Source organism: Bradyrhizobium sp. 215_C5_N1_1 (assembly GCF_052075935.1).
In the GTDB taxonomy this organism is placed as follows: Bacteria; Pseudomonadota; Alphaproteobacteria; order Rhizobiales; family Xanthobacteraceae; genus Bradyrhizobium; species Bradyrhizobium barranii.
Window position 1 is genome coordinate 5355676 of record NZ_CP197228.1, and the last position, 19322, is coordinate 5374997.

The 19322-nt window shown below is 63.9% G+C and carries 19 protein-coding genes; 9 read left to right on the forward strand and 10 right to left on the reverse strand.

Annotation, left to right across the window (positions count from 1 at the left end; all coding sequences use genetic code 11):
• The 3 genes from AB7G19_RS26025 to AB7G19_RS26035 form a co-directional block, all read right to left on the reverse strand.
• Positions 1 to 948: a carbohydrate ABC transporter permease gene (locus AB7G19_RS26025; protein ID WP_063983847.1), complete on the reverse strand. Its 948-nt coding sequence runs from the start codon at positions 946 to 948 to the stop codon at positions 1 to 3.
• A 67-nt stretch (positions 949 to 1015) separates the two neighbouring features.
• Positions 1016 to 2329, reverse strand: coding sequence for an ABC transporter substrate-binding protein (locus AB7G19_RS26030; RefSeq protein ID WP_071914934.1), 1314 nt, complete (start codon positions 2327 to 2329; stop codon positions 1016 to 1018).
• A gap of 72 nt (positions 2330 to 2401) precedes the next feature.
• Positions 2402 to 3463, reverse strand: coding sequence for an ABC transporter ATP-binding protein (locus tag AB7G19_RS26035; RefSeq protein WP_063983849.1), 1062 nt, complete (start codon positions 3461 to 3463; stop codon positions 2402 to 2404).
• Between the two features lie 201 nt (positions 3464 to 3664).
• On the opposite strand from AB7G19_RS26035, the gene AB7G19_RS26040 reads away from it, so the two are divergent.
• From AB7G19_RS26040 to AB7G19_RS26065, 6 genes are all read left to right on the forward strand, one after another.
• The gene (locus AB7G19_RS26040; protein WP_166095128.1) at positions 3665 to 4765 is read left to right on the forward strand and encodes a LacI family DNA-binding transcriptional regulator; all 1101 of its coding nucleotides are present in this window, start codon (positions 3665 to 3667) and stop codon (positions 4763 to 4765) included.
• A 122-nt stretch (positions 4766 to 4887) separates the two neighbouring features.
• A complete protein-coding gene (locus AB7G19_RS26045; RefSeq protein ID WP_439036267.1) occupies positions 4888 to 6717 on the forward strand; it encodes an IlvD/Edd family dehydratase in 1830 nt (609 codons plus the stop codon).
• A gap of 164 nt (positions 6718 to 6881) precedes the next feature.
• Positions 6882 to 7613, forward strand: coding sequence for an SDR family oxidoreductase (locus tag AB7G19_RS26050; RefSeq protein ID WP_014495988.1), 732 nt, complete (start codon positions 6882 to 6884; stop codon positions 7611 to 7613).
• A 120-nt stretch (positions 7614 to 7733) separates the two neighbouring features.
• Positions 7734 to 8480, forward strand: coding sequence for an SDR family NAD(P)-dependent oxidoreductase (locus AB7G19_RS26055; protein WP_014495989.1), 747 nt, complete (start codon positions 7734 to 7736; stop codon positions 8478 to 8480).
• 69 nt (positions 8481 to 8549) lie between these two features.
• Positions 8550 to 9683, forward strand: a complete 1134-nt coding sequence (locus tag AB7G19_RS26060) for a serine hydrolase domain-containing protein (RefSeq protein WP_441268280.1) — start codon at positions 8550 to 8552, stop codon at positions 9681 to 9683.
• Between the two features lie 3 nt (positions 9684 to 9686).
• Positions 9687 to 10079 (forward strand): GFA family protein, encoded by a 393-nt coding sequence (locus AB7G19_RS26065; RefSeq protein WP_071914943.1) that lies wholly within the window; start codon positions 9687 to 9689, stop codon positions 10077 to 10079.
• A gap of 2 nt (positions 10080 to 10081) precedes the next feature.
• Here AB7G19_RS26065 and AB7G19_RS26070 read toward each other — a convergent pair whose 3' ends face one another.
• A complete protein-coding gene (locus AB7G19_RS26070) occupies positions 10082 to 10993 on the reverse strand; it encodes a DMT family transporter (RefSeq protein ID WP_441268281.1) in 912 nt (303 codons plus the stop codon).
• Between the two features lie 90 nt (positions 10994 to 11083).
• On the opposite strand from AB7G19_RS26070, the gene AB7G19_RS26075 reads away from it, so the two are divergent.
• The 3 genes from AB7G19_RS26075 (at position 11084) to AB7G19_RS26085 (ending at position 13184) form a co-directional block, all read left to right on the forward strand.
• Positions 11084 to 11950 (forward strand): LysR family transcriptional regulator, encoded by an 867-nt coding sequence (locus AB7G19_RS26075; protein WP_439034657.1) that lies wholly within the window; start codon positions 11084 to 11086, stop codon positions 11948 to 11950.
• A 71-nt stretch (positions 11951 to 12021) separates the two neighbouring features.
• Positions 12022 to 12702 carry a site-2 protease family protein gene (locus tag AB7G19_RS26080; RefSeq protein WP_063983857.1) on the forward strand — a complete coding sequence of 227 codons (681 nt, stop codon included), beginning with the start codon at positions 12022 to 12024 and terminating at the stop codon, positions 12700 to 12702.
• A 62-nt stretch (positions 12703 to 12764) separates the two neighbouring features.
• Positions 12765 to 13184 (forward strand): hypothetical protein, encoded by a 420-nt coding sequence (locus AB7G19_RS26085; protein ID WP_441268844.1) that lies wholly within the window; start codon positions 12765 to 12767, stop codon positions 13182 to 13184.
• Here AB7G19_RS26085 and AB7G19_RS26090 read toward each other — a convergent pair.
• From AB7G19_RS26090 to AB7G19_RS26115, 6 genes are all read right to left on the reverse strand, one after another.
• Positions 13172 to 13987, reverse strand: a complete 816-nt coding sequence (locus AB7G19_RS26090) for an energy transducer TonB family protein (RefSeq protein ID WP_439034656.1) — start codon at positions 13985 to 13987, stop codon at positions 13172 to 13174. The two genes, AB7G19_RS26085 and AB7G19_RS26090, sit on opposite strands and share 13 nt — an antisense overlap.
• A 9-nt stretch (positions 13988 to 13996) precedes the next feature.
• Positions 13997 to 14452 carry a TonB system transport protein ExbD gene (gene exbD, locus AB7G19_RS26095; protein WP_014495997.1) on the reverse strand — a complete coding sequence of 152 codons (456 nt, stop codon included), beginning with the start codon at positions 14450 to 14452 and terminating at the stop codon, positions 13997 to 13999.
• A gap of 3 nt (positions 14453 to 14455) precedes the next feature.
• Positions 14456 to 15364: a tonB-system energizer ExbB gene (gene exbB, locus AB7G19_RS26100; RefSeq protein WP_063983859.1), complete on the reverse strand. Its 909-nt coding sequence runs from the start codon at positions 15362 to 15364 to the stop codon at positions 14456 to 14458.
• Positions 15361 to 16050: a Fe2+-dependent dioxygenase gene (locus AB7G19_RS26105; RefSeq protein WP_441268282.1), complete on the reverse strand. Its 690-nt coding sequence runs from the start codon at positions 16048 to 16050 to the stop codon at positions 15361 to 15363. Before AB7G19_RS26105 ends, exbB begins: the two co-directional genes overlap by 4 nt.
• A 20-nt stretch (positions 16051 to 16070) precedes the next feature.
• The gene (locus AB7G19_RS26110; protein WP_354117475.1) at positions 16071 to 18620 is read right to left on the reverse strand and encodes a TonB-dependent receptor; all 2550 of its coding nucleotides are present in this window, start codon (positions 18618 to 18620) and stop codon (positions 16071 to 16073) included.
• A gap of 424 nt (positions 18621 to 19044) precedes the next feature.
• Positions 19045 to 19284, reverse strand: coding sequence for a hypothetical protein (locus AB7G19_RS26115; protein ID WP_071914955.1), 240 nt, complete (start codon positions 19282 to 19284; stop codon positions 19045 to 19047).
• Positions 19285 to 19322 lie beyond the last annotated feature (38 nt).

Consider the following 19322-nt stretch of genomic DNA (forward strand, 5'->3'; position numbering starts at 1 on the left):
TCAGTCCCTCCCGCCCTGCTGCCAGCGGGAGCGCTGAAGCCCGAAGAAGCTGAGCAGGATCGCTGCGACCAGGAACGGGATCATTGCGTTCGAGATCGCTGCGCCCTCCCCGAGATTGCCGCCGGTGATGGCGCGCTGGAACGACAGCGTCGCCATCAGATGCGTGGCATTGATCGGCCCGCCCCGCGTGATGGTGTAGATCAGCTGGAAGTCGGTGAACGTCATCAGCACCGAGAATGTCATCACGACCGCGATGATCGGCGACAGCATCGGCAGCGTGATGTGGCGGAAGCGCTGCATGTTGGTGGCGCCATCGAGATTGGCCGCCTCGTAGAGCGAGGGCGAAATCGTCTGCAATCCCGCCAGCAGCGTGATCGCCACGAAAGGCACGCCGCGCCAGATGTTGGCGGCGACGACCGACAAGCGCGCATTCCAGGGATCGCCGAGGAAGTCGATGTAGCGCGTGATCAGGCCGGCCTTGATCAGCACCCAGGAGATGATCGAGAACTGGCTGTCATAGATCCACCAGAACGCGATCGCGGACAGCACTGTCGGCACCACGAAGGGCAGCAGCACGATGGCGCGAATCATCGACTTGAACGGCAGCCGCTCGTTGAGCAGCAGCGCGAGGTAAAGGCCGATGGCGAATTTCACGATGCTCGCGGTGAACGTATAGAAGATGGTGTTGAAGACCGAGAGCCAGAACACCGAATCCTTGGAGAGCGAGACGAAGTTCGCAAAGCCGATATAGCGCCCGGCCCCGCCGATCTTGGTGTCGGTCATGCCGAGCCAGAAGCCCAGCGCCAGCGGATAAGCCAGAAACAGGATGAGGATCGCGATCGCCGGCACCATGAACATCGCGCCGAGCCAATTCCGGCTCTCGAATGCTCTGGTCCAGAGGCTGGCGCGCTTGACCTGCGCGACAGCGGACTCGGCCATGACTGCCATGTCGGATTCCCCTCGGGAGAAAAGTCACGGCGTCCGGCGAACCGGACGCCGCGCGGATTGGCGTTGATCAGACCTGGTAGTAGCGCTTGGCGCGCTCGGCGGCGCGCGCCGCCGCCTGCTTTGGCGTCGCCGAGCCGGAGGCTGCTTCCGCGAACATGTCGACGACGACGAAGTCGCCCATCACCGCGGCGGAGGCATAGCCGAGATCGCCGGCAAAGCCGTTGTCGCGGCAGCGCTTCAGGCAGTCGCGATACGGGGTGATCTTCGGATCCGACGTCCAAACCGGGTTGTCGTTGTAGGCCGGCAGCGGCGGCGACACGTAGCCGTTGGAAGCGACCTCCCAGGCGTCGTAGTTCTCCTTGTCCATCATGAACTTGATGAATTCCTTGACCGCCTTGGGATACTTCGAGTGCTTGTAGCCGTAGTAGACCAGCACGTTCTGCTGCTCGGTCGACACGCCCACGGGGCCGATCGGCATCGGCGCGTGGTTCATGTCCTTGGCGATCTCCTGCTGCTTCGCATCGGTAGAGTTCTTGCCGACGGTCCAGATCGAGATGCCGTTCAGCGTCAGGCTGAGTTCGCCGTTCAGGAACGCCTTGTTGTTGTTCGAGTCATTCCACGACAGCACGCCCGGGATGAAGGTCTCGTAGAGCTGCTTAACGTATTCGAGCGCGGCGATGGTCTCCGGGGAGTCGATCACGACCTCGTTCTTGTCGTTGACGACCTTGCCGCCGAACGCCCAGAGCGCCCACTGGCACCAGCCATTGGCATCGCCCGTGGCATGGCCAAGCGCGAAGCCGGCCGGCGTGTTGTTCTTCTTCAACGCCTGGCAGAGCTTGAGGAAGCCGGCGGTGTCCTTGGGGAATTCCTCGAAGCCCGCAGCCTTCACGTGGCTGATGCGGTAGTTAAGGCAGCCGCCGGTTGCACCCTGCGGAATGGCGATCCAGCTGTTGCCCTTCTTGCCGTAACGTTCGGCAACCGGATACCAGCCACCATACTGCGCGCCGAGATAGTCGGCGACATCGGTCATGTCGATCAGCTTTTCCGGGAATTTGTGGGGATCGTCGAGCGTGCCGATGATGAGGTCGGGGCCGGCGCCGACATTGGCGGCCACCGCGGCCTTGGGGCGGATGTCTTCCCAGCTCTCGGCCTCGAGCTTGATCTTGACGCCGGTCTTCTCGGAGAACTTCTTGGTCTGCTCGGCGAACTTGTCGAACTCGGCCTGGATGAACTGCTTCCAGCGCAAGACGCGGATGGACGCGTTCGGTTCGGGCGTGTTGGTCCACTCCGCGGCGCGCACCGGCACGATGCCCGGGCCGGCCAGCAACGCTGCGCCGCCCAGGCCGGCCTTAAGCACACTTCGCCTGTCGAAATTGCTCATCGTTCTCTCCCTGAATTTTATATTTGTATTTGGGTCGTTCTTGAACAGTCGTTGGGCAATCCTTCGGCGCGGCTACATGCGTTTGCCCGTCGCCTCGTCGAACAGATGAACCAGTGACGGGTCAGGCTTCAGCTTGACCTTGTCGCCCGGATTGAACTGGTGACGCTCGCGGAAGACGGCGACGACCTGCTCGCCACCCACCTTCGCGAACACCTGCGTCTCCGAGCCGGTCGGCTCGACCACGATGATCTCGGCATCGGCGCCGTCGTCCGCGATGGTGAAATGCTCGGGTCGCACGCCATAGACGACAGGGCGACCGTCGGACGCCGCCGGCGCGTTCTTGAGCGGCAGCTTGACGCCGTTCGGCCCCTCGAAGGTCGCAACGCCGTTGACGCGCACATGGCCCTTCAGGAAGTTCATGGCCGGCGAGCCGATGAAGCCGGCGACGAACTGGTTGTCGGGCTTGTCGTAGAGCTCGAGCGGGGTGCCCATCTGCTCGACGATGCCGTCATGCATGACGACGATCTTGTCGGCCATGGTCATGGCCTCGATCTGGTCGTGGGTGACGTAGACGGTCGTGGTCTTCAGCCGCTGGTGCAGCTCCTTGATCTCGGTGCGCATGGCGACGCGCAGCTTGGCGTCGAGGTTCGACAAGGGCTCGTCGAACAGGAACACCTGCGGATCGCGCACGATGGCGCGGCCCATCGCGACGCGCTGGCGCTGGCCGCCGGAGAGCTGGCGCGGATAGCGCTCGAGCAGCGGCGACAGCGCGAGAATTTCGGCGGCGCGCTTGACGCGCTTGTTGATCTCGTCGGAGCTCGCGTTCCGCAGCTTCAGCGAGAAGCCCATGTTCTCGCCGACGGTCATGTGCGGATAGAGCGCATAGTTCTGGAACACCATCGCAATATCCCGCTCCTTGGGCTGGATATTGTTGACGACGCGGTCGCCGATCGAAATCGTGCCGGAGGTGATGTTCTCGAGGCCTGCGAGCATTCGCAGAAGCGTCGACTTGCCGCAGCCGGAGGGGCCAACCAGGACGACGAACTGGCCGTCCTCGATCGGAATCGAAACGCCGTGCAGGACTTCAAAATTGCCGAACGATTTCCGCACGTCGCGGATTTGCACAGACGACATCTAGCTCCCTCCTCGAAAGTCCACGACGCCTCACGCGCCGCGACCGTCTTGTTTTTCAGACTTCACCGAACGAAGCCCGATCTTAGCGAGCGACATTGTCGGCAGTTTGTGCGGTTTTGGCAATTTGTCTTTGGTTAGTCGTTGCTGGTAGCGCTGTCAACGTTCCTTTGTTTGCCGGACCGACTGTGATAAGAGCAGCAAATGGGTCGAAAACGCACCAAGTCAGGTAAAATCCGGCTGGCGGAAGTTGCCGAGCTTGCCGGCGTCAGCCCGATCACGGCGTCCCGGTTCTTCCGCAATCCGGAGGCCCTGTCGGTCGCCAAGCGGACGCGGGTCGAGAGCGCGGCCAACGAGCTCGGCTATGTGCCGAACCTGGCGGCGCGGGCGCTGGCCTCGCAGCGCACCGAAGTGATCGGCGTCCTGATCCCGTCACTGACCAACAACGTGTTTTCCGACGTGCTGCGCGGCATCTACGACGCCTCCGAAGGCAGCCGGTACTCGATCCAGTTGTCCAACACACGCTACAGTATTCTCCAGGAGGAGAAGCTGCTGCGCCTGTTTCTCGCGCAGAAGCCGGCCGGACTGATCGTCACCGGCATCGACCAGACCGCGGAATCGCGCGCGATGCTGGAGGCCGCCGACTGCCCGATCGTGCAGATCATGGAGATCGGGCCCAATCCGGTCGACATGATGATCGGCTTTTCGCACTATGATGCGGCCCGCGCGGCGATCGCCCACCTGTTCGCGCAAGGCCATCGCAAGATCGGCTTCGTCGGCGCGCGCATGGATCCGCGGGTGCAGCGGCGGCTGGACGGATATGTCTCGGCCATGAAGGACGCCGCGCTGTTCGAACAGCGCCTCGTCGTCACGACGGCGACACCGACCTCGGTGACGCTCGGCGGCACCCTGTTCACCGATCTGCTGGCGCGCGAGCCCGATATCGACTCGGTGTTCTGCGCCAATGACGACCTCGCGCTCGGCGTGCTGTTCGAATGCCGGCGCCGGGAGATCGCGGTCCCCGAGCAGATCGCGATCGTCGGATTCAACGACCTCGAATTCATGGCCTCCGCGGTACCCACCCTCACCAGCGTGCGCACCAACCGCTACGAGATGGGCAACACGGCCGCCACCATGCTGATCGAAGCGATCGACGGACGCCGCCCCGAGCAGCCGGTGCTCGATCTCGGCTTCAAGGTGATCGAGCGGCAGAGCTCGTCGTCGCGGCGTTCGGACGACAGGCCTGCCGCATCAGGCGCGGGCGCCGCGAACAAAATGATAGCGTTACCAAGTGGCCAAGACTAGTATCGCGCTTGTGAGGGAATGACCCGCCAACGGGCCTTTGAACCATGGATCGCGCCGTTGGGCATCGCACCAGCCGAAGCTGAGCTCCCGACGCCAGTGCGTTTGCATTGCAGGAGAAACCAATGACAAAAAAACCAACCAATGGGCATGCGCCCGCCAGCAACGGCGCTCGCCGCCACCTCCGCTCGCAGGAATGGTTCAACAATCCGCATAATCCGGGCATGACGGCGCTCTATATGGAGCGCTACCTGAATTACGGCCTCACCCGGGCCGAGCTTCAGTCCGGCAAACCGATCATCGGCATCGCCCAGACCGGCAACGACCTTTCCCCCTGCAACCGCCACCATATCGAGCTGGCGCACCGCGTCCGCGAAGGCATCCGCGAGGCCGGCGGCATCGCGATGGAATTCCCGACTCATCCGATCCAGGAGACCGGCAAGCGCCCGACCGCGGCGCTCGACCGCAACCTCGCCTATCTCGGCCTCGTCGAGATCCTCTACGGCTATCCGCTCGACGGCGTGGTGCTGACCACCGGCTGCGACAAGACCACGCCCGCCTGCATGATGGCGGCGGCGACCGTGAACCTGCCCGCGATCGTGCTGTCGGGCGGCCCGATGCTGAACGGCTGGCATGCCGGCGAGCGCACCGGCTCCGGCACCATCGTCTGGAAGTCGCGCGAACGGCTCGCCGCCGGCGAGATCGACTATGAGGAATTCATGGAGATCGTGGCGTCCTCGGCGCCGTCGGTCGGCCATTGCAACACCATGGGCACCGCCTCGACCATGAACGGGCTTGCCGAAGCGCTCGGCTTCTCGCTGCCGGGCTGCGCGGCGATCCCCGCCCCCTATCGCGAGCGCGGCCAGATCGCCTACGAGACGGGAAAACGCGCCGTCGAGATGGTCTGGGAAGACCTCAAGCCGTCGGACATCCTGACCCGCAAGGCGTTCGAGAACTGCATCGTGATCAACTCGGCGATCGGCGGCTCGACCAACGCGCCGATCCACATCAACGCGCTGGCGCGCCACATCGGCGTCGAGCTGTCGATCGACGACTGGCAGAAATTCGGCCACGACGTGCCGCTGCTGGTCAACATGCAGCCGGCCGGCTTCTATCTCGGCGAGGAATTCCACCGCGCCGGCGGCGTGCCGGCCGTGGTGCGCGAGCTGATGAAGCACAAGCGCATCCACGAGGACGCGGTCACGGTGAACGGCCGCGGCATCGGCGAGAACTGCGCCAATGCGCCCGCGCCCGACAATGACGTGATCCGGGCCTACGACAAGCCGCTGGTGAAGGACGCCGGCTTCCTGGTGCTGAAGGGCAATTTGTTCGATTCCGCGATCATGAAGACCAGCGTGATCTCCAAGGAATTCCGCGACCGCTATCTCAGCAACCCAAAGGACCCTGGCGCATTCGAGGGCCGCGCCATCGTGTTCGAGGGCCCGGAGGATTATCACGAGCGGATCGACGATCCTTCACTCGACATCGACGAGAATTGCATGCTGTTCGTCCGCGGCACCGGCCCGATCGGTTACCCCGGTGGCGCCGAGGTCGTGAACATGCAGCCGCCGGCTGCGCTGATCAAACGCGGCATTCTCGCCCTGCCCTGCATCGGCGACGGCCGCCAGTCCGGCACCTCGGGCTCGCCGTCGATCCTGAACGCCTCGCCGGAAGCTGCCGCCAATGGCGGGCTCGCGATCCTCAAGACCGGCGACAAGGTACGCATCGACCTCAACAAGGGCAGCGCCAATATTCTCATTTCGGACGACGAGGTGAAGAAGCGCCACGCCGAGCTGATGGCCAATGGCGGCTTCAAGCATCCGGCGAACCAGACGCCGTGGCAGGAGATCTACCGCAACACGGTGGGCCAGCAATCGACCGGCGCATGCATGGAGCTCGCCACACGCTACCAGAACGTCGCCGGCACGTTTGGTGTCGCCAGAGACAACCACTAACAGCCACGTCGTCATTGCGAGCGAAGCGAAGCAATCCAGAGATATCTCCAAGGAGACAGTCTGGATTGCTTCGTCGCAACAGTGCAAAATTGCTGCGCAATTTTGTCACGAGCACCTCGCAATGACGAGCCGATAGACAAATTCAAGCCAAGGAGAAAAACAACATGGCAGACCGCCTCAAGGGAAAGCGCGCCGTCGTCACGGCTGCAGCGGCAGGCATCGGGCGCGCATGCGCCATCGCATTCGCGCGTGAAGGCGCAACCGTCATCGCCACCGACATCAACGAGGCCGGCATCGCGGGCCTGACCAAGGAAGGCATCGCCGAGGTCGCCAAGCTCGACGTCCGCAACACCGCCGACGTCAACGCCTTCGCCAAGCGCGTCGGCAAGGTCGACATCCTGCTCAACGCGGCGGGCTTCGTGCATCACGGCACCATCCTGGAGTGCTCGGAAGAGGATTTTGACTTCTCGTTCGACCTGAACGTCAAGTCGATGCACCGGACCATCCGGGCGTTCCTGCCCGAGATGCTGGCGGGCGGCGGCGGCAGCATCGTCAACATCTCGTCCTGCGCGGCGCTGCGGCCGCCGGCCAACCGCTACGTCTACAGCGCGTCGAAGGCCGCGGTGTCGCTGCTGACGCGCGCGGTCGCGCTCGACTTCATCACCAAGGGCATCCGCTGCAACAGCATCTGCCCCGGCACCGTCGAGACGCCCTCGATGCTCGACCGCGCCGCCGCCCAGGGTCCGCAGGGCAAGGAGATGTTCGTCTCCCGCCAGAAGATGGGCCGGCTCGGCACCGCCGACGAAATCGCATCCATGGCGGTCTATCTCGGCAGCGACGAAAGCGCATTCACCACCGGCGTCGACCTTGTCGTCGACGGCGGCTACATGCTCTGATCGCCCCTCATCCCGAGGAGGCGCGACAGCGCCGTCTCGAGGGATGGGCCACGGGCTTATGGTTCGAGACGCGCGCAAGTGCGCGCTCCTCACCATGAGGGATAGAGAAGGGAGTTCTCGATGAACAAGATCGATCTCAACGGCCGCATTGCCGTCGTCACCGGCGGCGCGCAGGGCTTTGGCCGTGCCATCACCCGGCGTTTCATCGACTCCGGCGCCAAGGTCGCGATCTGGGATTTTGACTCGGCTCTCGCCGAGAAGACCGCGAATGAAGTCGGCGGCGAGACAAAAGTCTTCAAGGTCGACGTCACCGACCCCGCCGCCGTCGAGCAGGCGCGCGATGCGACGCTTGCCGCCTTCGGCAAGATCGACATCCTCGTCAACAATGCCGGCATCGCCGGCGTCAACAAGCCGGTCTGGGAGACCGATCTCGAGGAGTGGCGCAAGGTCCTGCGCATCAATCTCGACGGCCCTTTCATCGTCTGCAAGGCGATCGTGCCGACGATGCTCAAGCAGAAATACGGGCGGATCGTGAACATCGCCTCGATCGCCGGCAAGGAAGGCAATCCCAACGCCTCGCATTATTCGGCCTCCAAGGCCGGACTGATCGCGCTGACGAAATCGCTCGGCAAGGAATTGGCGGCACATGACATCCTCGTGAATGCGGTGACGCCGGCCGCGGCGAAGACCGCGATCTTCGACCAGATGACGCAGCAGCATATCGACTTCATGCTGTCGAAAATCCCCAAGGCACGCTTCGTGCTGGTGGAAGAGCTCGCCGCGATGGTGAGCTGGCTCGCATCCCAAGATTGTGCCTTCTCCACCGGCGCGGTGTTTGATATTTCCGGCGGACGGGCGACCTACTGAAGCTTTGGCCGCCCCTTGAAGGGGTGGACCATGCGGCTTGGACGTCGGGATTTTGGGCGTCGGGATTTCGTGAAGCTCGCAGCGGGCGCAGGCGCGCTGCCGCTGCTGTCGCGCGTTGCACCCGCGCAACTGGCGCCCAGCCCGCCGAGCATCCGTCCGCCCTCGCCGGCCGAACGCGGCGCCATGGCGCGGCTCGCGCGCAGCTTCATGGACAAATACGACGTGCCGGCGCTGTCCTTTGCGATCGGCTATGCCGGCACTGTTGTCCACGAGGACGCCTTCGGTCTTGCGGATCGCGAGCGGAACGAGACCGTGACGCCGCGGCATCTGTTCCGGATCGCCAGCGTCAGCAAGATGATCACCTCGGTCACGATCTTCCGCCTGATCGAGGAGAACCGCCTCAAGCTCACGGATTGCGCGTTCGGCCCCGGTGCACTGCTCGGCACCGATTACGGGTCACCGCCCTACTCTGCCGGCATCGACCAGATCACGCTCGAGCATCTGCTGACGCACGCTGCAGGCGGCTGGAGCAACGACAACCGCGATCCCATGTTCACGCATCCGCGGATGGATCATGCCGAGCTGATCGCCTGGACGCTCGCCAACCGGCCGCTGGACCGGCCGCCGGGCCAGCACTACGCTTATTCCAATTTCGGCTATTGCGTGCTGGGCCGCGTGATCGAGAAGCTCACCGGCCAGGCCTATGCCGAGCACGTCCGCACCGAGGTGCTGACGCGCTGCGGCGTCACCGACATGACCATCGCCGGTAATACCCGCGACCAGCGTCAGGCCGGCGAAGTCGCCTATTCCGGTCAGGGCGAAAGTCCGTATGAGATGAAGGTGAGGCGGATGGATTCCCATGGCGGCTGGATCGCGACGCCGGCGGATCTCGTCCAGTTCCTGATGCATGTCGACGGCTACACGAGACCGGCGAACATCCTGCGGCCGCGCACCATCGAGGTCATGACCACCGCGCCCAGTTACAGCCCGAACTACGCCAAGGGCTTCTGTGTCAACAAATTCGACAATTGGTGGCACAATGGCAGCCTGCCGGGCACGAGCACGATCGCCGTGCGCACCCATGGCGGCTTCTGCTGGGCCGCCTTCACCAACACCAGACGCGGAAATTCCAACATGGATGGCGATCTCGACAATCTCAACTGGAGCATGGCGCGCCAGGTCGGCGAATGGCGGGTGGCCTGAGCCATGATCCGGGAAGGTGGATGCCTGTGCGGCGCGGTGCGGTTCAAGGCGGAGGGTGAGCCGCTCAACGTCCGCATCTGCCATTGCCGCCTGTGCCAGAAGGCGATGGGCTCGCCGTACTTCGCCCGCGCGCAATTCGATCAACGCGCGCTGACCGTCGAGGGTGACATTGAGCGCTATGCCTCGTCCGAGAACATCGACCGCGTGTTCTGCAAGCGCTGCGGCACGCGCCTGTTCTCCTGGCGGCGCAACGGCACGCTGGCGGGCGTTTCGCTCACGACCTTCGACGATCGCAACGCCTTCGCGCCGACCGAGCACATCTGGGTCTCGGAGAAGGTCGCCTGGCTGAAGCTCGACGACGGCCTGACGCAATATCAGGGCACCATCCCGGCGTGACGTCAGGCTTGCCCTGACGCAGGCACTCTCGCCGCCTGAGCGCGCCGTCCCGTCGTCGTCGCGATCCAGATCCCGGCAAACACCGCGACAATGCCGGCCGCCAGATTCCAGCGCAGCGGTTCGTTCAGCAGCCAAGCGCCGACCAGCGAGGCCGTGATCGGGTTGACCGTCACCGAGATCGCGACGCGCGTCGGAGTCGTCCGCTCCAGCGCGAAGGCCCAGAGATAGAAGGTCAGCGCTGCGCCGAAGGCGCCGAGATAGAAAGCCGCCAGCCATTGCGGCGCGCCGAAGCCGGCGACCGGCGCAAAACTGCCGCGGACATAAGAGAGCAGGATGAGGCAGGTCGCCCCGGCCGCCATGCTCATGGTCGTGAAGGCGATCGGGCCGGAGCGCCGGATCAGCGGCTTCGACCAGATGCCGTACAACGCCATGCACAGCGCGGCCGCCATCATCAGGAGATCGCCGCGCCAGGCGCCGGATGGTGCCGAGGTCAGGTCGGAGAGCAGCGCGACGGCAACGCCAAACGTCGCAATCACGACACCGATCGATTTGCGCCAGCTCAGGGCCTCGGCGCCGAGCGCGGCGCCGATCACGAGCGACAGCAGCGGAAGTGTCGACAAAGCGAGCGCGCCGCGCGCGGCAGTCGTGAAGATCAGCGACGCGTTGAACAGGATCGGAAACAGGGCAAAGAACAGGATGCCGAGCCCGATCGCGGCGGCCCAGTCCCCTCGCCCCGGCCAGCGGTCACCGCTGAGCAGCGTCAGGGGTAACAGCAGCAGGAATCCGATGCCGAACCGGAACGAGCCGATCGCGAGCGGATCGAGGCTGCCCACGAGATAGCGCGTGGCGCCGATCGAGGTGCCGCCGAGGCCGCTCGACAGCACCGCGGCCAGAACGCCGGAGATTTCGCCCACACTCCCTCCCTTGACGAGCCCTGAACGCAGCATACGAGGCGCGCCGAAACAGGGAATGGAGTTTCCGTCATGCTGGGATAAGTTTTCGTCATGATCACGCCTGTTCTCGATCCCGATCTGCTGCAGGCCTTTCTCGCCGTCGCCGAGCATCGCTCGTTCACGCGCGCAGCCCAATTGCTCAACCGGACCCAGTCGGCGGTCAGCGTCCAGATCAGGCGCCTGGAAGAGCGGATCGGCACCAAGCTGTTTCAACGTACCAGAGCCGGTGTCGCGCTGACCGCGGCGGGCGATGAACTCCTCGTTTATGCCAGACGGCTTCTCGACCTCAATGCAGAGGCGATCGATGTGCTCCGCGCACGCAAGCACGACGCGGTGGTCCGCCTCGGCGTGATGGACGATTACGGCACGATCGTCATTCCGCCCTTGCTGGCGCGCTTTGCCCAAAACCACCCGGAGATCCGGGTCGAGATCGAAACCGGCCTGACCGCGACGATGCCGGCACGGCTCGGCGAGGCCTATGACCTCGTCATCGCCATGCATCCGGAAGGACGCGGCGATGGCGAACTGCTCCGGCGCGAGCAGGCGGTCTGGGCTGCGGCCAGGACATATCGAGCCGAAGCGCAGGACACGCTGCCCGTCGCGCTCTACCCGCCGGGCTGCCTGTTCCGGCAATGGGCCGCGGACGCCCTCGATGCCGCCGGCCGGCCCTGGCGATTGGCCTTTGTCAGCCGGACGCTGGCAGCGGTGGAAGCGATCGCGGCGCAGGGCCTCGCGATCACGGTCGTGAAGGCCGGCACCCTGCCCTCCCGCCTGCGCGTCGTGTCGAACGGCCTGCCGCCGCTGCCCGCCGCGGACATCCGCCTGCACCGCGCGCGCAACCTGTCGCAGCCGGCGGCGCTGCTGGCGGATCATTTACGGCTTGGGATTTCGGAACCCGCGTCCCATATCCTGACCTGACGCGTTGCCCCATCACCGGATCGGCCGGGTTGGCTGCAAGGCCACGAGGCACAAACCGGGACGGACGAGCCGTGAACATTTCCCTCTATGAGCTTTCTGTATGGGTGCTACCGCTGCTGCTCGCCATCACCTTCCACGAGGCCGCGCACGCTTTCGTCGCGTACCGTCTCGGTGACAACACGGCCTGGCAGCTCGGCCGCGTCAGCTTCAACCCTATCAAGCATATCGATCCGTTCGGCACCCTGATCCTGCCGGCGATGCTGCTGTTCGCGCACTCGCCGTTCCTATTCGGCTATGCCAAGCCGGTTCCCGTCAATTTCCGCAAGCTCAACCATCCCAGGCTCGACATGGTCTGGGTGGCCCTTGCCGGACCCGCCACCAACATCCTGCTGGCGCTCGCGGCGGCTCTTGCCCTGCATGCCCTGCCCCTAGCACCGGCGGCCTCGGCCCAGTGGATCTTCGACAACCTCAAGAATGCGCTGGTGATCAACGCGGTGCTGGCGGTGTTCAACATGATGCCGATCCCGCCGCTCGACGGCGGGCGCGTCGCGGTCGGGCTGTTGCCTCGGGCCCTCGCCATGCCGCTGGCCCGGCTCGAGCCATTCGGGATGCTGATCCTGATTGGTCTTCTGATCCTGCTGCCGCTCGCGGGCTCGCAGTTCGGTCTAAATCTTGATGTTATTTCAGGAATACTGCGAACGTTGACCGGTTATGTGATTCAGGCTGTTCTCTTCCTGACCGGCAACGCGTAGTTCAACAGAACACCCGAACATAAGCCGAAGGGCTCGAGGCCGACTTGGTCAAAGCTGCCGATATGCTGATCGCGCGACGCGCGGACACCCGCGCCCGCGCCGATTTTGCCACCTGGAAGATGATGGCCAAGCTCAACGGGGCCTCCGCGCTGCCTGCCGAGGCGCAGAAGTTCCTGGTCAGCTACAAGAACCTACTGGCGCGGATGAGCGAGGGCGAGGCCACCGAGGCCACGATCGGCGCGATCTACAAGGCCTACTATGCCGAGATGGGCGGCGCGGGAACTCCGCCCGACGTCCGCACCCGTCCGCCCGAGCCGGCGGCGGACAATGTTACCGCTTTCCGCCGCCCGCCTCCGAAACCGACGAAGACGGCCTCCTTCACGGCGGCGTTTAGCGGAGCCCAGAAACGGCCGCTCCCGGTGGCGCTGATCTTCGTCTGCCTGGTCGTGGTCTATGTCGGGATCCGGCTCTACTGGCGCTGAGCCGATTTCTTCTTTTTCTTCTCGTCCGGCGGCGTGAAGATGATGTCGACGGTCCGCTCGAACCGGTCTTCGGTCAGTCCGGCCGGGGGCTGCGGGATGGGATCGGACTTGCGGACAATCGAGAGCGCGGCCGCATCGTAGGCCACATCCCCCGATGACTCCACGACGTCGACGGACAGCACATTGCCCCTGCGGTTGATCGCGAAGCTGACCTTCACCTTCTGATTATTGGGCTGCTTGCCCTCAGGGTTGACCTTATGGGCCGTGAGGTGCGCGCTGATCTTGCGATTCCAGTCGGTCGTGATCCTGAGGATGTCTTTGCCGAGGCCAAGCACCGGCGCCAGGGCCTTCTCGGCCTCGCGCGCGTCCTCGTCGAGTGTCTGCCGCGCCGTTGCAACCGACTGCGGCGAAGCCTCGGCAGCGGGTGTCTCGACCGCCGCGATCTTGGGATCCTCGTCCTGCGGCTTCTTCGAGATGTTTTCGGTGACGACCCGATCGGGATCGTCGACCGGTTGCGACTGGTCCTTTGGAAGCTCGGTTTCCTTGGTCTCGGCCTTTTGCTCGGGAAGCGCCTGCTGCTCCTGCATCGCTTCGCTGTCCGGTCCCGGCGGAAGGTCGGTCTCGGGCGCCTTGGGCGAGGCCATCTCGACGGCGAACTCCGCGCCGGACGCGCCCAGGCCATCATCGTCGTCATCGGTCCGCAGATGGGCCAGGGCGAGCGCGGCACCGCCCAGATGGAGCGCGAGCGCCGCCACCGCCGCCAAAATCCAGAGCTTCCGGGATGGTCTGGCTTCGTCCGACATCGTGCGCCTCTAAGGCTGACCGGCGCCTGCCGCAGGCGCTCCGGGAGCGCCCTCCAGCGCGACCAGCTTCACCCGGGAATAGCCGCCTGAGCGCAAGAGCTCCATGACACTCATCAATTCGCCATACGGCACCGAGCGATCGGCGCGCAGGAAGACATACTTGTCCTTGCTCATGTCGGACAGGCCGTCGAGGGTCCCGATCAACTCGGCGCGGTGGACCGGGTTTTCGCCGATCGCAAGCGTCAGATCGGGCTTGATGCTGAGATAGGTCGGCTTGTCCGGCTTCTTCTGCGGGGTCGCGCTCGAGGTCGGCAGATCGATCGGCAGGTCGACCGTGGAGAGCGGAGCTGCGACCATGAAGATGATCAGCAGCACCAGGATGACGTCGATGAACGGCGTGACGTTGATGTCATGCGTCTCGCCGAAATCGTCGTCGTCATCATTGTCTGCGAGCGAAACGCCCATGGTTCACTCCGCCGCGCGCGAATGCGCGCTGCCGTGGCTGCGGTCGAGATCGCGCGAGAGCAGCCGCCCCGCTGCGCCCGAGGCACGGCTGACGAGCTCGAGATAGCTTTTCGTCACGCGCGAGAAGTGGTTGTAGATGATGACGGCGGGAATGGCGGCGACGAGGCCGATCGCGGTCGCGAGCAGCGCCTCGGCGATGCCGGGCGCGACCACGGCGAGGTTCGTGGTCTGCGACTTCGAGATGCCGATGAAGCTGTTCATGATGCCCCAGACCGTGCCGAACAGGCCGACGAAGGGTGATGTCGAGCCGATGGTCGCCAGCACGCCCATGCCGATGCGGATGCGCCGCGCCTCCGCGCGCACGATTTCGGAAAAGCTCGAGGCCGCACGCTCCTTGATGCCGGCATCGCTGGACAGGCCGGCCGACATCCGCGCCTCACGCAGCGCCGCCGCCAGGAAGGACGGCAGAATGCCCTGCTTGGCGCCGAGCGCCATCTGCGCTTCCGCGAGCGAGCGCGCCTCCGAGATCTTCTTCAGTGCCGAACGAAGCTTGCCGGACGCGACCGACAGCTCGATCGACTTGGCGATCAGGACGGTCCAGGTCATCAGCGATGCGAAGGCAAGCCCGATCATCACCGCCTTCACGATGACGTCCGCCGACATGAACATCACCCAGGGCGACAGCTCCTTCATGGCCGGCGCGATAGCGGCCGCGTCGGGCTTCGCCACGGGCGCCACCACCGCCGGAGCGGCAGCCGGAGCCGGGCTGGCGGTGGCCGGCTGAGCCGTCGCCTGTGCCGGTGCAGGTGCCGCCGGCGGGGTCTGTGTCTGGGCAGAAACAGGGGATACGAGCCAGGCGGCCGCCAGCATCAAGGCGGCGGCAAGGCTTGCTTGGAAGGACATGATCTTCATACTTCGGCCCAGTAGCGAATGAGGTTGTGATAGATACCCGTCAATTTGACCGTTTCGGGATCGTCACGCCCGAGCCGTTCCACCAGCGCCTGTATCGCGGTGTCGAGGTCAAAGATCATGCTCCGGGCTTGATCGTCCCGTATCATGCTCTGAAGCCAGAAGAAAGACGCAACCCGCGTCCCCCTCGTCACCGGCGTGACGAGATGGAGGCTGGTCGAGGGATAGAGCACGCAGTCCCCGGCTTGCAACTTCACTTCGTGCGAACCGTAGGTGTCCTCGATCACAAGTTCGCCACCGTCATACTCTTCCGGCTCGGCCAGGAACAGCGTGACCGACAGGTCTGTGCGGATGCGAAGGCCGGTCAGGCGGTCGCCCCGGATCGCATTGTCGACATGCAGCCCGAAATGATGGCCGCTGTTCGCCGCATAGCGGTTGAACAGCGGCGGGAAGATCTGCAGTGGGATCGCCGCTGCCAGGAAACGCGGGTCCGACGTCAACGCCGAGATGATGCGGTTGCCGAGCTTGCGCGCGACCTCGCTGTCAGGCGGCAACTGCTCATTGCGCTTGACCATTGCTGACTGCGCGCCCGCGGTGGAACGGCCGTCTTCCCATTCGCTGGCGTCCATGATGCGGCGGAATTCCGCCACATCATCCTTGCTCAGGACGCCGTCTATGCATGTCAGCATGGCACCTCGTCGTTACTCCATCAGTAGCGCGCCGAGATCACCAGATAGGCGGCGCGTCCCGGTGCTTCCAGCACGAAGGGCGCGGCGCTCTGGTACAGCGCGTCATAGTAGCGTTTGTCGAAGATGTTGTTCACGAACAGCTTCAACTGCCAGTTCTTGTTGATCTTGGCTTCCGCGAACACATCGAAGCGCCAGTAGCTCGGAAGCGACGTGCCTGCGTTGGCCGCAAGCAACGAGCCACCGTAGATCTTCGAGCGGTAGACGGCCTGCCCGCCCAGTTCCCAGATATCGTTGAACTGGTACTTCGACAGCATGCTGAACGACTGATGGGCAACGTTGGCCAGAGGAAGCCCGACATTGGTGGTGTAGAGAAGCGGCGCGGGCATGTTCGCGGGCTTCACGTTGGACGCCGTAACCTCCGACTGCATCAGGACGAGGCCGCCGAACACACTCCATTTGTCGGTGATCTTGCCGCTCACGCCGAGATCGATGCCGCGAATACGATAAGCGGAACCTGCGGTGATACACGATATGTTGCCGGTCGTGCCGGCGGGATAGACGCATCCCAACGCGGACGCCGTGGCCACACTATTGACGTTCTGTGCCTCGCGCGCATTGTCCTTGGTGGTCTGAAACAGCGCAGCCGTCAGGAGCAGGTGGCGGTCGAACAGCTCCCACTTGGTGCCGAGTTCGATGGCCGTGTTCTTCTCCGGCCCGAAGATCTGATTGTTGCCGCCGGCCAGAGCGGGATTGACGCCGCCATACGCGGTGCTGGTGCCGTCGAACTCGGCGCCCACCGGGTTCGCTGAGGTCGCGTAGGCCACGTACACGCTGCCGTTTGGCGCCGGCTTCAAGGTCAAACCGAGATTGAAGTTGGGAATCAGGAAGTTTGCCGATTGCTGCTTGAGAGCGTTGCCCGCCCCGTATGCAGACGTATCGAGGTTGTAGTTGTCGTAGCGGAAGCCGCCATTGAGGATCAGGAGGTCACGATAGTTCGCACTGTCCATGACGTAGCCGCTGACAGTGTCGATGCCGATCTTGGCCGGCAGACCGGCCAGTGCGAGCGCCTTCCCGGGCAAGAACGTGTCCTGAGGGAAGAAGACGCTGACACCTGTCGGCGAGCCGCCTGGAGTGATCGGAACTCCGTTCCCTTCCGAGGTGAGCCCGAGATACTTGTCGATCGACGACCGCTCGCGATCGACTTCGATCCCGGCCAGCGCGGTGTGCTTGAAGCCGGCCCAGTCCTGGAACTTGTAGGTCGCTTCCGTCTGGTTGGCGAGCACGTCAGTGATCTGGAGACGGCTCTGCGGATTCATCGTGAGCGTCGAATTCGAAAGCGGGTTGGCGATCACCGGCTGCTCAGGCAGCGTTCCGACATAGTTCTGGGTCGAACGAGATACGCGGAACTTGTTGCTGACCATCAAGTCGGGCGTGATCTGCACTTCCGCGTTTAACGAGCCGATGTCCTGGCCGGTCCGGTAGAAGTCGCGGTTGATCTGGCCATACCAGTTGTTGCGGTTGGAGCCGAAGTCCGGGAACGGCCCACCGGCGGTCGTCGCCGTGCTCGGCCGGTAGTAGGGCACGCCGAAGTCCGGCACGCCGGTCAACTCGGTGTGGATGTAACCCCCGGTCACCCTGATCGTGTCGGTCGGCTTCCAGGTCGTGGCGACGAACGCGCCGTTGCGATTATCCTTGACGAAATCGCGACCGGCGACATCGGCGTCCTGGAACAGACCGCCGGCACGAACGGCCAGCGTCGGGTTGATCACCTGGTTGACGTCGAGCACCACACGCTTGGTCTGGTCGGTGCCAAACGTCGTGTCCATGTTGTAGAAACTGTTCTGCGTCGTCGCCTGCTTGGTGACGATGTTGATCGCACCACCGGCGACACCGCGGCCCGCGAAAGTTGAGCCCGGACCACGCAGAATTTCGACCTGCTCGGTGAAGAAGTTTTCACGGACGCTGACGCCCGCGTCGCGCACGCCGTCGATGAAGATGTCGTTGCGGGCATCGAAGCCGCGAATGAAGAAGCGGTCACCGAAGGCATTGCCGCCCTCACCCGTTCCGAGCGTCACGCCTGCCGTGCTCAGGATCGCCTGCTTCAGCGTCGTGGCGTTCTTGTCCGCGAGCACATCCTTTGTAAGCACGGTGATCGATTTTGGCGTGTTGAGGATTGGCTCAGGGAATTTACCCGACGCTTGCACTCGGGTGGCCATATAAGGCGCGGCGGGATTTGCGTACGGATCACGATCGGCAGGACCAGGGCTCGGATTGGCGACAGGCGCTTGTGCGGCCTGCTGCCGCTGCGCCGCGCGCCGCAGCGCGTTGCGCGCGCGAATCTGATCGGCGGTGGGCTTCGAAGCGGTCGGACGCGGACGCTGCTGAGGCGCATCGACGTTCACGGGGGGCAGATTGGTCTGCTGCGCCTGTGCGCCGGTCGAGACCGTCGCGACCGCGATCAGACTGGCGACCGTGGACACAGTCTTGCCGGTCGCAGTGTCGAAATTGTTGCCGAAGGATTTCCGATCCGCGACCGAACGCAACGATCGCGGTGTCTTCATCATGCCCATCACACGCCCCACAGTGCTTATGCTTCCATTGGTCGCGTTGCGACAACGCGACGCATTGGTGCTATCGGGCGTGTTCATGGGGGTCAACGCGATCTCTGCAACACTCCGTTTGAATCCGACCATTTCAAAGCAATTCTAAACTCGGTTGAGTGCGCCGCAGTTTTAAATGGTTCTAAACTTGAACCGTTCTAATCTGGACATTGATCGCTGCGATCTCGTCGTGCCGCATCAACCTTCGAGCTGATGCGCTTCGTCGATGCAGAAACGCGAACGATGGGGCGGTGCTATCGGTCGGAGAAAAGCAGGTCAATGCGATTGATCTGCCTGCACATTTGAATTCATCCAGATCGGACTCGGTGCAGATTTCAATCTGGAAACATGGGCGCATGCGAGAGCTGCGCAGGCGCGAGCAGCGGCGCCGCTCTCAATCGCTGCTCGGCGGCTTCATCAGCGAGAACAATTCGTCGACGGTTTTCTGCGCGACGGCACGCACACGATCGGAGTTGTCCATGCCGGCGATGTTGACGCCGCTAACGACGGCTTTGATCTCGTCGCGGAAGTCGGTCAGAAATCGCAAGGGATCGCGCTGCTCGTTGGCGACGCGCGCGATCAGTCCCGTGATCAGAATCTGGCACGCGATCAGCTTGCCGTTCAGTTCGTCCATCCTGCGCTCCCGTTGTGGCGGGGCCGATATGACCGATG

Excerpts from the sequence above, each read along its gene's own strand:
- AB7G19_RS26025 (WP_063983847.1), bottom strand. The coding sequence starts at position 948 with ATGGCAGTCATGGCCGAGTCCGCTGTCGCGCAGGTCAAGCGCGCCAGC.
- AB7G19_RS26030 (WP_071914934.1), bottom strand. The coding sequence starts at position 2,329 with ATGAGCAATTTCGACAGGCGAAGTGTGCTTAAGGCCGGCCTGGGCGGC.
- AB7G19_RS26035 (WP_063983849.1), bottom strand. The coding sequence starts at position 3,463 with ATGTCGTCTGTGCAAATCCGCGACGTGCGGAAATCGTTCGGCAATTTT.
- AB7G19_RS26040 (WP_166095128.1), top strand. The coding sequence starts at position 3,665 with ATGGGTCGAAAACGCACCAAGTCAGGTAAAATCCGGCTGGCGGAAGTT.
- AB7G19_RS26045 (WP_439036267.1), top strand. The coding sequence starts at position 4,888 with ATGACAAAAAAACCAACCAATGGGCATGCGCCCGCCAGCAACGGCGCT.
- AB7G19_RS26050 (WP_014495988.1), top strand. The coding sequence starts at position 6,882 with ATGGCAGACCGCCTCAAGGGAAAGCGCGCCGTCGTCACGGCTGCAGCG.
- AB7G19_RS26055 (WP_014495989.1), top strand. The coding sequence starts at position 7,734 with ATGAACAAGATCGATCTCAACGGCCGCATTGCCGTCGTCACCGGCGGC.
- AB7G19_RS26065 (WP_071914943.1), top strand. The coding sequence starts at position 9,687 with ATGATCCGGGAAGGTGGATGCCTGTGCGGCGCGGTGCGGTTCAAGGCG.
- AB7G19_RS26075 (WP_439034657.1), top strand. The coding sequence starts at position 11,084 with ATGATCACGCCTGTTCTCGATCCCGATCTGCTGCAGGCCTTTCTCGCC.
- AB7G19_RS26085 (WP_441268844.1), top strand. The coding sequence starts at position 12,765 with ATGCTGATCGCGCGACGCGCGGACACCCGCGCCCGCGCCGATTTTGCC.
- AB7G19_RS26090 (WP_439034656.1), bottom strand. The coding sequence starts at position 13,987 with ATGTCGGACGAAGCCAGACCATCCCGGAAGCTCTGGATTTTGGCGGCG.
- exbD (WP_014495997.1), bottom strand. The coding sequence starts at position 14,452 with ATGGGCGTTTCGCTCGCAGACAATGATGACGACGACGATTTCGGCGAG.
- exbB (WP_063983859.1), bottom strand. The coding sequence starts at position 15,364 with ATGAAGATCATGTCCTTCCAAGCAAGCCTTGCCGCCGCCTTGATGCTG.
- AB7G19_RS26105 (WP_441268282.1), bottom strand. The coding sequence starts at position 16,050 with ATGCTGACATGCATAGACGGCGTCCTGAGCAAGGATGATGTGGCGGAA.
- AB7G19_RS26110 (WP_354117475.1), bottom strand. The coding sequence starts at position 18,620 with ATGGGCATGATGAAGACACCGCGATCGTTGCGTTCGGTCGCGGATCGG.
- AB7G19_RS26115 (WP_071914955.1), bottom strand. The coding sequence starts at position 19,284 with ATGGACGAACTGAACGGCAAGCTGATCGCGTGCCAGATTCTGATCACG.